At 57.9% G+C, this 13,964-nt stretch carries 11 protein-coding genes; 2 read left to right on the top strand and 9 right to left on the bottom strand.

Annotated elements, in window-relative coordinates:
- The 6 genes from ACR0DX_RS01095 to ACR0DX_RS01120 form a co-directional block, all read right to left on the bottom strand.
- Entirely contained in the window at positions 1-789 is a 789-nt protein-coding gene (locus ACR0DX_RS01095; protein WP_170354482.1) for a DUF2189 domain-containing protein, read from the bottom strand.
- 28 nt (positions 790-817) lie between these two features.
- Positions 818-2,215 (bottom strand): amidase, encoded by a 1,398-nt coding sequence (locus tag ACR0DX_RS01100; RefSeq protein ID WP_170354483.1) that lies wholly within the window; start codon positions 2,213-2,215, stop codon positions 818-820.
- 183 nt (positions 2,216-2,398) lie between these two features.
- The gene (prfB, locus tag ACR0DX_RS01105; RefSeq protein WP_170354484.1) at positions 2,399-3,523 is read right to left on the bottom strand and encodes a peptide chain release factor 2; all 1,125 of its coding nucleotides are present in this window, start codon (positions 3,521-3,523) and stop codon (positions 2,399-2,401) included.
- An 83-nt stretch (positions 3,524-3,606) separates the two neighbouring features.
- Complete coding sequence (locus ACR0DX_RS01110) at positions 3,607-6,093, bottom strand: penicillin-binding protein 1A (RefSeq protein WP_170354485.1); 2,487 nt, start codon at positions 6,091-6,093, stop codon at positions 3,607-3,609.
- Between the two features lie 95 nt (positions 6,094-6,188).
- Positions 6,189-7,409: an N-acetylmuramoyl-L-alanine amidase gene (locus tag ACR0DX_RS01115; protein WP_170354486.1), complete on the bottom strand. Its 1,221-nt coding sequence runs from the start codon at positions 7,407-7,409 to the stop codon at positions 6,189-6,191.
- Between the two features lie 66 nt (positions 7,410-7,475).
- Entirely contained in the window at positions 7,476-8,639 is a 1,164-nt protein-coding gene (locus ACR0DX_RS01120) for a pyridoxal phosphate-dependent aminotransferase (protein ID WP_480844912.1), read from the bottom strand.
- Between ACR0DX_RS01120 and ACR0DX_RS01125 the strand changes: the two genes are divergently transcribed.
- Together ACR0DX_RS01125 and ACR0DX_RS01130 are read left to right on the top strand one after the other, a co-directional pair.
- Positions 8,638-10,020: a M48 family metalloprotease gene (locus ACR0DX_RS01125; protein ID WP_480844914.1), complete on the top strand. Its 1,383-nt coding sequence runs from the start codon at positions 8,638-8,640 to the stop codon at positions 10,018-10,020. The genes ACR0DX_RS01120 and ACR0DX_RS01125 overlap by 2 nt on opposite strands.
- Positions 10,017-10,775: a DsbA family protein gene (locus ACR0DX_RS01130; protein WP_170354489.1), complete on the top strand. Its 759-nt coding sequence runs from the start codon at positions 10,017-10,019 to the stop codon at positions 10,773-10,775. The genes ACR0DX_RS01125 and ACR0DX_RS01130 overlap by 4 nt, the downstream gene beginning before the upstream one ends.
- Before the next feature lie 34 nt (positions 10,776-10,809).
- Here ACR0DX_RS01130 and ACR0DX_RS01135 read toward each other — a convergent pair whose 3' ends face one another.
- The 3 genes from ACR0DX_RS01135 to ACR0DX_RS01145 form a co-directional block, all read right to left on the bottom strand.
- Complete coding sequence (locus ACR0DX_RS01135; RefSeq protein WP_480844916.1) at positions 10,810-11,349, bottom strand: hypothetical protein; 540 nt, start codon at positions 11,347-11,349, stop codon at positions 10,810-10,812.
- A gap of 118 nt (positions 11,350-11,467) precedes the next feature.
- Positions 11,468-12,589 (bottom strand): flavodoxin-dependent (E)-4-hydroxy-3-methylbut-2-enyl-diphosphate synthase, encoded by a 1,122-nt coding sequence (gene ispG, locus ACR0DX_RS01140; protein ID WP_170354491.1) that lies wholly within the window; start codon positions 12,587-12,589, stop codon positions 11,468-11,470.
- A 71-nt stretch (positions 12,590-12,660) separates the two neighbouring features.
- Entirely contained in the window at positions 12,661-13,875 is a 1,215-nt protein-coding gene (locus ACR0DX_RS01145) for a helix-turn-helix domain-containing protein (RefSeq protein WP_170354492.1), read from the bottom strand.
- Positions 13,876-13,964 lie beyond the last annotated feature (89 nt).

A 13,964-nucleotide genomic window follows, 5' to 3' on the forward strand; every position in this document is an offset into this window, starting at 1 on the left:
TTAACCTGGCTCTGAAGCAGCGGATTCGGCTTGTGTGATCTGCCGATACAAGTGCCAGCTCGCATGTCCAAGCAGCGGCAAGATGATCAGCAGTCCAAGAAACCATGGGATCATGGCAAGAAACGTCAGCACGGCGACGAAGACGCCCCAACCCAGCATCACCGTCAGGTTCGCACTAACATAGCTGTAGCTGGCGATCATCGCTGTCACGAAATCCAATTCCCGATCCAGCAACATTGGGATGGACAGTACAGTGATCATGTAAAGAAGGGTGGCAAAAACCGCTCCGACCAAAGTTCCGACCGCCAGCATCGTCAGGCCATTTACAGTCAGAAAAACCTCAAGAGAGGTAGAAACGTTGGTCATGGTCGACAGTCCCATGAACAGTGCAAAAATCATGTGACCAAGGAAGAACCAGAACAGGAACATGACCACGATGATCGCACAAATTGAGGGCAGCTGACGTCGACCCTGTTGCGCCACAACGCCGAAAATAGAAGCATAATCAAGTGGCTCCCCCAACTCCAACCGATGAGAGACTTCATACAGCCCAACTGCCGCAAAGGGCCCCAATAGTGGGAATCCGATCGCGGCCAGTACCAGCCAATACGAGGTCTGAGTTTGTACCGTGACCCACGCCATTGCCCAGCCCGCGAGGACGTAGAAGCCTGCGAAAACAAGGCCAAAGACCGGCGCACGTCGAAAATCCGCCCAAGCCCGGCTCAAGGCTTCACGCAACATGTCTGTCGTAACCGGCCCCATTTTCGGAACTCCGAAAGGCTTCTCCATTCTGTCTCCCTCCTCCCTGTGTCGCTTATTAGCTGGCGGGTCTTTTTTGTGGCCACTCAGTCGCCGCATGATAGGCAGCCCCGATTGACAAAAGCTTTGCGTCCTTGCCGCGCGGACCGAAAATCTGCATCCCCATCGGCACGCCTTCTGGGCCAAACCCCGCCGGCACTGACAGGCACGGCAAGCCAATCAGGCTCACTGGCAGAACAACCTCCATCCAACGGTGGTAAGTATCCATTTTGGTGCCAGCGATCTCAGTCGGATACGGCGTTTCGATCTCGAAAGGCCAGACTTGCGCGGATGGCAGGATCAGCGCGTCATAGGTGTTGAACATTCCAAGAGCGTGCCGGAACCATTCTGAACGCATCTCACTGGCGCGGTGAACCTGCATTGCGGTCAAGGCAAGCCCCCGATCCAGTTCCCATTGCGCCGTGTCTTTCAACATTGATCTATGCTCGGTCAGAGGGGCAAGGCTGGCGGCTATGCTCCATGATCTAAGCACCGTCCAGCTTTCCCACAGACGCTCGGCTTCGAAATCAGGCACGACTTCATCGACCTGTGCCCCCAACCCGGCAAGAACGGACACTGCATCCCGACACAGATCCGTTATCCCGTCTTCGAACGGATAGGCTCCGCCCCAATCGCCAAGCCAACCGATACGAACCCCGGTTAGGTCGCGCGCTTGAACCGGCCCAACGGGCTCAGGTTTCACGCTGCAGGGCTGTCGCGCGTCACGCTCGGATATTACATCCAAAAGCAGACCCAAATCTTCGGGACAGCGCGCCATCGGGCCGAGGGTCGAAAGCTGATGCAGAAACGCGTCTCCGACCGGTTCGGGCGGAACCCGCCCCCAGCTTGGTCTAAACCCATAGACATTGTTCCACGCGGCGGGATTTCGCAAACTACCCATCATGTCCGAGCCATCCGCCAGCGTCACCATACCGGACGCCAAAGCCACCGCCGCGCCACCAGAAGATCCACCGCAAGTTCGGGATGAATCATATGGGTTACGCGTGGCGCCATAAACGGGATTGAACGTGTGTGACCCCAATCCGAATTCGGGCGTGTTGGTCTTTCCGATCAAAATCGCTCCGGCCGCCCGCATCCGGGCAGCGATCATGTCATCCTTCTGAGGGACATGATCGCGAAACAACGGCGACCCTTGGGTCGACACAATCCCGGCCACATTGACCAAGTCTTTGACCGCGATCGGCACCCCATGCAGAGGACCCCGCTTCGCCCCTTTATCCAGCGCAGCCGCCTCTGCCATCAGATCGCCCTCGTCCCGCAATCCAACTATGGCGTTCAAATCGCCATTCACCGCTGCTATGCGGTCCAACGTGGCACGCATCACTTCAGACGCAGAGACCCGCCCCTCGGACAATTCGGTCACCAACGCGGTTGCGGTAATCTGGCTTAGGTTCATTCGGATCTCTTCGGCTGACAGGTCACACTGACTCGATCAGCCTATCCGGGGCTTATCCCCATTTAAACCCACTGTTTAGATGTATCTTTTCCAGCAGCAACCACACGGGGATCGACTTCATCTGGCCAATAATTTCTCGGGGAGCCGCGCATCGCGCGGCGGGGGCAGAGCCACCTGCCCGGCTTAGTCGCCCTGCGCCTCGGACCGGGACTTACCAGCCACATCCAGCGCCAAAGTTGCCGCCATGAACCCATCCAGATCCCCATCCAACACACCCTTTGTGTCCGAGGTTTCATGGTTGGTCCGCAGATCCTTTACCATCTGGTAAGGCTGCAACACGTAAGACCGGATCTGGTTACCCCAGCCCGCATCACCTTTTGCTTCATGGGCGGCGTTGATATCGGCGTTCCGGCGGTCCAGCTCTTGCTGGTACAGGCGCGACTTCAGCGCTTTCATGGCGATATCGCGGTTCTGGTGCTGCGACTTTTCGGAACTGGTCACAACGATACCGGTGGGAATGTGCGTGATCCGCACCGCCGAGTCCGTGGTGTTCACGTGCTGACCACCCGCACCGGACGACCGATAGGTATCAATCCGAATATCCGCCGGATTCACCTCAATCTCGATATTGTCATCAACCACGGGATAGACCCAGACCGAACTGAACGATGTATGCCGCTTGGCCGCCGAGTCGTAGGGCGAAATTCGCACCAAACGGTGCACACCACTTTCCGACTTCAACCAGCCATACGCGTTGTGACCGGAAATCTTGTAGGCCGCGGACTTGATCCCGGCCTCTTCGCCCGCGGTCTCGGATTGCAGCTCGACCGTGTAACCCTTTTTCTCGGCCCAGCGCACATACATCCGCGCCAGCATCGAAGCCCAGTCGCAGCTTTCCGTACCACCCGCGCCCGAGTTGATCTCAAGAAAGGTATCATTGCTGTCGGCCTCACCGTCCAGCAGGGCCTCAAGCTCTTTCTTGGCGGCCTTGGCCCCAAGCGCCTTGATAGCGCCCTCGGCGTCGGCGACAACCTCGTCGTCTTCCTCCATCTCGCCCAGTTCGATCAGCTCGATATTATCGCTGAGATCGGCCTTGATGGTCTCATAGGTCTCAATCGCGTCAACCAGCATCTGACGCTCGCGCATCAGCTTCTGTGCGTTCTCGGGGTTGTCCCACAGGTTGGGGTCCTCAACACGCGCGTTGAATTCTTCAAGACGATGAGGTGCGGTTTCATAGTCCATACGCTGCGCCAGCAGCTCCAGCGACTTTTCGATTTCCGCCACGATATTCTGGGTTTCGGCGCGCATGGTTACGTCCCAACTTGCTTGATCAGTGCTGCGTGATAGCAAGAGCATGGGACCGCTACAAGTCAGAGCGGCCCTTAAAGATTTCAGTAAAGCCCGCCGCCCTGCAGATCACCCTGGCTGGCGTTGGGGCCAACAGTGATCGTATCACCGGTCGATGTCGTCACCTGTCGGCCCGAGCTGGCCTCTTCAAACAAAGGCAGGTCCGAGCCCATCGCAAACCCACCATCGTAAACCCGGTCGATAAAGCCATCCACACCATCGCGGAAATACTCGGCGACGACATAATCACCGGTCGCGTCCGCAGGCAGGCGCGCCCCGCTGAAGCGGTCGATTTTGATGAAATGGCCACCCTCAGGCACTTCGAACGGACCGCCACCATACTTCTCGGTGGCATGTTCCATGAAACTCTGGAACACCGGGCCGCACATTGTCCCCCCATAGGCACCTCTACCCATCGGACGCGGGCGGTCATACCCAATGTAGCACCCGGCCACGATGTTCGAGGTGAAACCGATAAACCATGCATCCTTGGATTCGTTGGTCGTACCGGTTTTGCCAGCCGTTGGCACCGGCAGGTTTACATGAGCAGATGCAGTCCCACGATCCACAACACCTTTCATCATCGACGTCAGCTGATACGCGGTGATGGCGTCCATGACCTGCCAGCGGTCGGTCTCGATGGTGGGTGACTCGTCAGGCTCCAACCATGCCGAGTTGCAATCCAGACACTGCCGATCGTCATGGCGATAGATCGTCTTGCCGAACCGATCCTGAATGCGATCGACCAGAGTGGGCTCGACCCGCTCACCACCATTCGCAAACATCGCGTAGGCGGCGACCATTTTGTAAAGCGTCGTCTCCTCTGACCCCAGCGAGTTCGCAAGGAATGCGCCCATCCGGTCATAAACTCCAAACCGTTCGGCATAGCCCGCAACCACGGGCATCGTGACTTCTTGCGCCAAACGGATGGTCATCAGGTTCCGCGACTGTTCAATCCCTGTACGCAAGGGCGTCGGGCCGTAGAATTTGTTCGACGAGTTCTTGGGCCGCCACAGACCTTGCGGCGTGTTCACCTCGATCGGGGCGTCCACAACAATGGTTGCTGGGCTGTAGCCACTGTCCAGCGCGGCGGCATAGACGAAGGGTTTGAAGCTCGATCCCGGCTGTCGTTGCGCCTGCGTGGCGCGGTTGAACACCGAGTCTTGATATGAAAACCCACCCTGCATCGCCAGAACACGACCCGAGTTCACGTCCATGGCCACAAAGCCGCCTTGTACTTCGGGCACCTGTCGGGCGGACCACTGTCCTTCCTCGCCGGCCATCACCAAGATGACGTCGCCGCGCTTGAAATTGTCAAAGAAGTTGCCCTGCATCCATTGAATATCCGAACGTGGAACCGTGCCGTCTGCCGGGCCGTTTTCAATTCCTACGGTCAGAGCTTGCTCGGCCACGTTCAGCACAACGGCCGGATACCATTGCGTCGGCAGTTCCACATCGCGGGGGATTTCCATCGCGGCCAGCGCCTCGCGCCATTGTGCCTCATCCGACAGGGCATCTTCGGCGATCACCTCACCTGTGCCGCGCCATTTCCCGCGCGACCGGTCGTATTTCTGCAGCGCTGTGCGCAGGGCCTTGGCGGCCTCGACCTGCATTTCCTCGTCCACCGAGGCTCGGACGGTGAAGCCGCCGGTAAAGAACTCACCCTCTCCGAAATCCTCGCTCAGCTGACGACGGATTTCGTCGGTGAAATAGTCACGCGGCGGCAACGCGGTACGGAAGCTTTCGAAATCGCCGTTCTGGACCGAACGCAACGGTTGCGCGACCTCGGCCTCATAGGTGGCCTTGTCGATATAGCCGTTCTGGTTCATCTCGCGCAGAACATAGTCGCGGCGCGCCAGCAGGCGATCTTTCTGACGGACCGGGTGGTAATCCGAGGGCGCTTTGGGCATCGCGGCCAAAGTCGCAGCCTCATGCGGGGCCAGTTCCTGCAACGTCTTGTTGAAATAGGTCTGGGCAGCGGCGGTCACACCATACGAGTTCTGGCCCAGAAAGATCTCATTCATATAGAGTTCGAGAATCTGTTCCTTGTCCAATGTATCCTCAAGCCGGGTGGCGAGGATGATTTCCTTGATCTTACGCTCTGCGCGGCGGTCCCCGGACAGCAGGAAGTTCTTCATCACCTGCTGCGTGATCGTGGACGCACCACGCACGTTTTCGCCCTTGGACTTCACCGCCTCAACACCCGCAGCAATGATCCCGCGCGGATCATAGCCCTGATGCGTGTAGAAGTTCTTATCCTCGGCCGAGATAAACGCCTGTTTCACAAGATCGGGAATTTCCTCGGACGGCGTGAACAAGCGGCGTTCTTGCGCGAATTCGTCGATCAAATGGCCTTCGCCCGAATAGATCCGGCTGATCGTGGGCGGTTTGTACTGCGCCAGCGATTCATGGCTGGGCAGGTCGCGCCCATACATCCAGAAGATCGCGCCAATCACCAGCGCGGCCATGAAAACACCAAGGGTCACGAGGCTGAAGATAGCCCCGAAGATTGAAAATATGAAACGGATCACGTCACTGCCTTTTGCTCGCGGTGCGGTCTATATAAGGGCGCGCCTGCTCTGGGTCAAAACACGATGACCCATATTAGCCGGATTACGCCGTAGGGTCACTGACCAATCAGGGACCGCCGGATCACATCCTGCTGACGCCAATCCTCTAGCCCGTCACGGATCCCCCGCGCCATGCCCATGCGCCATTCGGGATCTACTATGTTTTTCAGGTCTCTGGGGCTGGACAGAAAGCCCAGTTCGATCAGAACCGAAGGGATATCGGCCGCCTTCAGCACTGAAAACGACGCTGTTCTGATTGGATGGCTGTTCATCGGTCCGCCTTGTTGAGCCATTCCGTTGGCCAAAGCCCCCGCCAACGCATCTGTGCGTGGGCGGGTTTCCTGACGCGCTAAATCCAGCAAAACATCCGCCACCTGATCGTCCGCACCACTCAGATCAATACCCGAGATCAGGTCGGCACGATCGTGCCGTTCGGCCAGTTTGTGACTGGCCACATCCGAGGCGTCTTGGGACAAGGTGTAAACAGCGGCCCCATGTGCGCGGCCTTCTGACAGGATATCCGCGTGCAGCGAGATGAACACATCCGCCCCCGCCCTGTGCGCAAGCGCAATGCGCCGCTCGAGCGACACGAAATGGTCGTCTGTCCGCGTCAGGATCACCTCATACCCGCCTTGACGCAGCAAAAGTTCGCGCAGTTCGCGGGCAAAAGTCAGCATGAGGGACTTTTCGTTCACGCCCTGAACCTCGGCCCCCGGATCAATACCGCCATGTCCGGGATCCAACATGACACGCAGCGGACGCGGACCGTCATTGGGGTGAGCGTCGGGTAAATCAGCGGCTTCCGGCAGATCCCATCCCGGTTGTCGCGGTGCGCCGGCACTGGTGGCAAAGGTTTCCGCAGTCGATCGCTTAAGGCGCAAAGACAACTCAGCGGCCCCGGACGCGGAATCAATCCGCAGGCCCGCCGTATCGACGACCATTGGCGCGCCAAGCTCCAGTACCATCCGAGACCACCCCGGCACATAGGCCCCGAATTGCACAGACGTCACGCGATCCGCCTGCAGAAAGCTGTCGCTCTCAAGCCCGGTCCAATCGACCTCTTTGAAATCAAGGACGACGCGATAGGGGTTTTCCAGAGTGAATACCCGATACGGCACACCCTGGCTGAGACCAAGCTGTACCCGAACCCCAGCCTGCCCATCATTTTGGACATGGCTGTTTGCAGGTTCAATCCGGGCCAATGCGCTGAAATCATGCGCAAAGGCTGAAACTGCAAGCGCGCAGATGAGCGCTATGGCAAAAAATATCCTGCTCATGGCCTCGAGTTTTCCCAAGATCGTTTGCGCACAAGACTAACCGACCTGCGCCCACTTGTGAACGGCTTAGGCTTTGGCCTTGGACAATCCCCGCTCGGTCATGAAGCGCGCAAGTCGGCTTAGGCCCTCGGCGATATCGTCGGTTGACCGCGCATACGAGAACCTCAAAGTCGTGTGGCCCCGCTGAGGGTCAAAATCCAACCCCGGGGTCACGGCGACACCGGCCTTGTCCAGAATCTCGGCGGCGAAAGCTTGGCTGTCATTGGTCAGCTCAGAGACATCCGCATAAACATAGAATGCCCCGTCAGGCGGCGCGATATTTGTGAACCCTGCCTTGGGCAACCCTTCCAGCATCAACGCGCGATTTCTGCGGTATACATCCAGATTAGCTTGCAATTCCTCGTCGCAATACATCGCGGCCAGCGCCGCCACCTGACTGGCATGCGGAGCACAGATAAACATGTTCTGGGCAATCCGTTCGACCACTCGCACCTGATCTTCGGGCACTACCATCCAACCGACGCGCCAACCTGTCATCGAGAAATATTTTGAGAAGGAATTGATCACATAGCACTCATCCGCCAGCTCCAGCGCAGTGACAGCCTTGGCCTCATATTCCAGCCCGTGGTAAATTTCATCACTGATGAACGAGGCCCCCTGCCCCTGCGCCGCCTCGATAAGCGCGCCCATTGCCGTGCGATCCAGCATCGTCCCGGTAGGATTTGCCGGAGAGGCCACCATCAACCCTTGCAGGTCCAGCCCGGCAAAATCCGCCGGCACTGGCTGCAGCCGATTTTCCGGTGCAGTGGGCAGGTCGACCGGCACCAGCCCCAAAGCCTTCAAAATCTGCCTGTAAGACGGATAGCCAGGTGCGCCGATTCCAACCCGGTCTCCGCTGTCGAAAAGCGCCGTGAACGCCAGCAAAAACCCCCCAGACGATCCGGGCGTGACCACTACCCGATCAGGGTTGAGGTCGACATCATACCATTCACCATACATCCGAGCTATGCGTTGACGCAGCGCAGGCATACCCAGCGCGACAGTGTAGCCCAGCGGCTCATGCTTCATCGCTTGGGTCAACGCGGCTGTCGCCCCCGTGGGGGCGCCAGTGCCAGGCTGGCCGACCTCCATGTGGATGATGGTGCGCCCGGCTTCTTCCGCTTTGCGCGCGGCTTCCATCACGTCCATCACAATAAACGGATCGACCTCGGACCGGGTTGAGTTTCGCATGCCCATCTCCCATGTTGCTGACATGGCTTTTGAACGTGTATCCAGGCTGGCGTCAATCCCGGCCCTGTTGCTGCTTGTAGCGACATGGGCCGCGACAGTTGTTCAATCCGCCGCGCAAAGCCTGATCCGCGACCCGGACATCGAATATGGCCTGCGAGAGTTGGCGTTTCCCGTGCTGCGTGCTGCGGGCTTGAACACCAACAGAGTTCAAGTTCTGGTGGTGAATGACAGCACGTTCAACGCCTTTGTCATTGATTACAATACCATATATCTGAACTACGGCCTGATCCTTAACGTCGAGTCCCCCGAGATGCTGCAGGCCGTCATCGCCCACGAAGCCGCGCATATCGCCAATGGCCATCTGGCGCGCCGGGTTGAAAACCTAAAGGCCGCACAACGCAATTCGCAATTGGGAACAGCCCTTGCTTTGGTCGTCGCGGCCGCAGGCGGCGGCGAGGCTGCGGCTGGTATCGCCGCGGGCACATCAGGTTCAGCCTTGCGCAGCTTTCTGGGGCACACGCGGGCCGAAGAATCCTCGGCCGACCAAAGCGCTGCCAGCTACCTCAGGTGGGCTGGCATTTCACCAAGCGGCATGGTTGCCCTACACCAGAAATTCGCAGGGCAGGAGTTGCTGAGCGAGATCAACCAGGACCCTTATATGCGTTCGCATCCCACAAGCCGCGAACGCTTGCGGGCCGCCCAAATCTTTTTGGACGCGTTCGGGGATAGTGCGCTTCCAGATCAGAACGCCAAATATTGGTTTGCCCGTGTTAAAGGCAAACTATCCGCCTTTCTCAGATCCCCAAGCTGGACAATGCGCCGCGCCAAAGAGGAAACCGCTCAGGACATTCGCCTGATGCGCGAGGCCGCCGCCTATCACCAGAACCGGGACCTGAATAACGCGCGTGCTGCAATAAACGCAGCACTGGCTATCCGTCCTGACGATCCGTTTTACTACGAATTGAAAGGGCAGATCCTGCTTGAAAATCGGCAAGTGGAGGCAGCTGTCGCGGCATACCGCCACGCGGTTGAGATCACGCCCAATGATCCTTTAATTCTGGCAGGATACGGTCGCGCCCTTTTGGCGCATGGTGAAACGAAGAACGCCCTGCAAGTGCTTGAAAAGGCACGGGCAAGGGACTTCAAGAACGCACGCCTACTACGCGATCTGGGCGTTGCCTATTCACAAACCGGCAATACTGGCATGGCATCTACAGTCACCGCCGAACGATTTGCCTTGCAAGGCCAGCTGGCAGATGCAGGTATTCACGCAAGACGCGCCGTCGGGCAATTGCCCGAGGGATCCCCTGGTTGGCAACGCGCACAGGATGTGCTGATTGCCTCGGAACAAGCAGAAAAAAAGAAAAGGAAACGGAAATGATCCTCAGACATGCTGCACCGGCCCTTCTGGGTCTTTCCCTGATCACCGGTCCTGCACAGGCGCTGGACCTGAACGCCATGAGCGATGCCGAGAAAGAGCAGTTCGGCGCTCAGATTCGGGAATATCTTCTAGAAAACCCCGGTGTGATCATCGAAGCCATAAACGTACTTGAACAACGCAACGCCGTTGCCGAGGCCGCTGCCGACAAGGAACTGGTGGCCGTCAATGCAGATGAGTTGTTCAACGACGGCTATAGCTGGGTTGGCGGAAACCCGGACGGCGATATCACCCTTGTCGAGTTCATGGACTATCGGTGTGGCTATTGCCGTCGAGCCGTGCCTGAAGTGGCCGAATTGCTAGCCGAGGATGGCAACATCCGGTTTGTCATCAAAGAGTTTCCGATCCTCGGCGACGCGTCCGTCGTCTCGTCCCGCTTTGCCGTGGCGACAAAACACGTAGCTGGCGACGACGCCTATAAACAAGTCCACGACGCCTTGATGGAATTTGGCGGAGAGCCCAACGAAGTCACCCTGCGCCGCTTGTCAGATGGCCTTGGGCTGGACAGCGATGCAATCATGGAGGCGATGGACAGCGATCGTGTGACCGACGAGATCAATCAGACCCGTGAATTGGCGCGTCGGATGCAGATTTCGGGTACGCCATCTTTCGTTTTGGGCTCAGAAATGCTGCGCGGCTACCTGACTGCCGATCAGATGCTGCAGATCGCAGACGCCGTGCGGGCCGAACAGGGTTAAAAGCATGGGGGCGGTAAGACCGCCCCTTTACCCGTTAGTCGTAGGGGAAAGGCGCGTTACACTTCATCGACACGACCCATGTTGGCGAGCCATTGGTCCGAAAATCTGTTGCCGAGACTGCCTCACCCTTGATACCAGCCGGAATAACATCGCGCCCCTGACGTTGGCTTTCTGACAGAATCGCCTGCAGATCTTTTGGATTTGAGTATTTGCGTATTCCCGTATTCTTGGCGATTGGTCCTGAAGGACAATAAGTTGCACGCGCGATTTGCTGCGCAAAAGCATACGCTACCTGAGAATCCTGCCCATCCCGCAAGGACAGCGCCACCCGCGAGGTGAGTTGCGGATCAACCTGCATCACAGGCGTCAGTTTTCCGCGTGGTTTTCCCTGCCCGCCTGGGCTTATACGAACATCGGTTCGTTTAGTGACCCCGTTATCGTTAAAGCCCGCAACATTCACCGACAAATACCCAAGCTGGGTTCCTTGGGTCGGTGGAACCGGCACATGGATAAAACTTGGTCGGTCGTCGTAGATGTTGGAAGAGGTGCTACAAGCAGCGACAGCAGTGATCATAAGCCCCGCGCAAATGGTTTTAACTTTCAATGTTCACTGCTCCGGCTTGCGAAATCTATACCGACACAAAAACTGCAGATTCAGGCCACAACGTGACAGCTAGACCAGAAATTGGATTTTATTCCGCAGCCTCAGCTGCCGCGTCCAGTTCGGCCGCTTTCTTTTCGACCTGCTCGACGATGTGGTCGATCATCTGATCGTTCGACATTTTGTGGCTGGCTTTGCCCGCCAGATAGACCATGCCAGACCCCGCACCGCCGCCGGTAAAGCCAACATCGGTCATCAGCGCCTCACCGGGGCCGTTCACGACGCAGCCGATGATCGACAGGCTCATGGGTGTCTTGATGTGTTCCAGCCGCTGTTCCAACGCCTCGACCGTCTTGATCACGTCGAACCCCTGCCGCGCGCAGGACGGGCATGAGATGATGTTCACACCGCGATGGCGCAGGCCCAGAGATTTCAGGATCTCATAGCCCACCTTGACCTCTTCCACCGGGTCCGCGGACAGGCTGACGCGAATCGTATCACCGATCCCCATCCACAGCAGATTGCCCAACCCAATGGCGGATTTGATGGTGCCGCTGACCAGCCCCCCAGCCTCGGTGATGCCCAGATGGATGGGGGCATCTGTGGCCTCGGCAATACCTTGATAGGCCGCCGCCGACAGGAACACGTCGCTGGCCTTCACGCTGATCTTGAAGTTGTGAAAGTCGTTGTCTTCCAGAATGCGGATATGTTCGAGCCCGCTTTCGACCATCGCCTCGGGGCACGGCTCGCCGTATTTCTCAAGCAGGTGCTTCTCCAGCGACCCCGCATTGACCCCGATCCGTATCGAGCAATTGTGGTCGCGGGCGGCTTTGATCACCTCCTGCACGCGCTTTTCGTCGCCGATATTGCCCGGATTGATCCGCAGGCAAGCTGCGCCCGCGTCAGCCGCCTCGATCCCGCGTTTATAGTGGAAATGGATGTCGGCCACGATCGGTACAGGGCTTTCGCGCACGATCTCTTTCAACGCTTTCGAAGACGCCTCATCCGGGACCGAAACCCGCACGATATCCGCCCCTGCTTCGGCTGCGGCCTGCACTTGCGCCACCGTTGCTGCAACGTCGGTTGTCAGAGTGTTGGTCATGGTCTGCACGGCAATCGGGGCATCGCCGCCGATGGCAACATCGCCAACCATGATCTGACGGGATTTGCGGCGGTAGATATTGCGCCACGGACGAACGTGATTGAGCGACATGGGAACAGGTCCAAGACAGACTAGGTTGCGCCTTTAGATAGTTCGCTTAACCCACTATCGCAATGGCTAGATCACTCAGATGCAGCAACAGGTTCCTGCGCCTGAAGCTCGGCCACAAGGCGCTTGAGAGCGCTGTTCTGCTCTGCTTCCAGATCCGCAACACTGTAGGTTTCGGCCACAGCGTCCTTGGATAGAATTACGCCTTTAGCAACTGTTCCCGGCGCGCCTACCGGGCCGAAGTGTTCACCGTTCATTGAAAAGTAAACAGAACCCGACGCGCCGGCCCGAAGTTGCGGAGGTTCTTCCGTCAGAGGCACCTCAAAAGTGTTGCCCTGCTCTACCGTTCCTAATGTGCCTTCGAAGATGATACTGCCATCCGCAGCAGTTACGCGCATCCACGAAGGATTCACAGCCACAATCTTCAGCGTCGTATCCAGCTTTTCAACAACCTGCGGCAAGGCGGGACGTTCGACCGTGTGCACCTCGGCCACTTCAATCTGAGGCGGCTCGGGCGGCTGGAATGTTCCAACTGTACGAGGGTCCAGCGTAGAAATCGGCGCGTCTCGGGCCACCAATACCGGCAGGTCCAACGCCTGGGGACGATACAGCCGGTCCAGAGCTTCAGCGCTTGGCAAATCGGTCGCCGCCACTTGTTCGTCTGGTGTCGCACTGCGCGCAACGTCCAACGGATCGAGGTCGGACAGAACAACAGGTGCTTGCTCAACCGGGCTGACTTGAACTTGCTGAATGCGGTTCAGCACCGCCCATCCGCCGTATCCTATGCCACATATTACAGCCAGCAAAACCAGCGAAGACCCGATTGCACGCGGCTCGATCTGGCTGACAAACGACTCACGTCCGGGAACAAACGGCGTGTTAGGAGAGGTAAAGGGATCGCGCCCCATGGGGCCGCGCGCGGGCAGCCCTCCATTTGGTTTGCGTACAACCGATGCTTCGGCTGACATGCCATGGGCAACTTCAAACCCGCTTTCGGCACAAAAGGTGGCAAAGGTTTCATCCGGGTTCATACCCAGGTAACGCGCGTAAGATCTGACGTACCCTGCGATAAAACCCGGTGTATCAAACGCGTCAGGGTCAGCGTCTTCTATGGCTGCAATGTAGTTGGCTTTGATCCGCAGCTCGCGTTGGACATCCAGTAAGGACTTGCCCATCGTTGCGCGTTCCCCGCGCATCCGATCTCCCAGACTCACCTCGTAATCGTCAAAGCCCTTTGGCCGGACGTCGGTTTCATCTTCGGATTCGCGCTGAGATCTGCGCCCAATCATCCCTGCTGCCCCATTCTGCCTACGCGTGTTTCACGCAAGAACCGAATCAATCCTACACGATTCGGTCACTTCTTTTGTTAGCTTAAGCC

Source organism: Ruegeria sp. D3, from assembly GCF_056534465.1.

Excerpts from the sequence above, each read along its gene's own strand:
- ACR0DX_RS01145 (WP_170354492.1), bottom strand. The coding sequence starts at position 13,875 with ATGATTGGGCGCAGATCTCAGCGCGAATCCGAAGATGAAACCGACGTC.
- ACR0DX_RS01135 (WP_480844916.1), bottom strand. The coding sequence starts at position 11,349 with ATGATCACTGCTGTCGCTGCTTGTAGCACCTCTTCCAACATCTACGAC.
- prfB (WP_170354484.1), bottom strand. The coding sequence starts at position 3,523 with ATGCGCGCCGAAACCCAGAATATCGTGGCGGAAATCGAAAAGTCGCTG.
- ACR0DX_RS01125 (WP_480844914.1), top strand. The coding sequence starts at position 8,638 with ATGCCCATCTCCCATGTTGCTGACATGGCTTTTGAACGTGTATCCAGG.
- ACR0DX_RS01130 (WP_170354489.1), top strand. The coding sequence starts at position 10,017 with ATGATCCTCAGACATGCTGCACCGGCCCTTCTGGGTCTTTCCCTGATC.
- ACR0DX_RS01120 (WP_480844912.1), bottom strand. The coding sequence starts at position 8,639 with ATGCGAAACTCAACCCGGTCCGAGGTCGATCCGTTTATTGTGATGGAC.
- ACR0DX_RS01115 (WP_170354486.1), bottom strand. The coding sequence starts at position 7,409 with ATGAGCAGGATATTTTTTGCCATAGCGCTCATCTGCGCGCTTGCAGTT.
- ACR0DX_RS01095 (WP_170354482.1), bottom strand. The coding sequence starts at position 789 with ATGGAGAAGCCTTTCGGAGTTCCGAAAATGGGGCCGGTTACGACAGAC.
- ACR0DX_RS01100 (WP_170354483.1), bottom strand. The coding sequence starts at position 2,215 with ATGAACCTAAGCCAGATTACCGCAACCGCGTTGGTGACCGAATTGTCC.
- ispG (WP_170354491.1), bottom strand. The coding sequence starts at position 12,589 with ATGTCGCTCAATCACGTTCGTCCGTGGCGCAATATCTACCGCCGCAAA.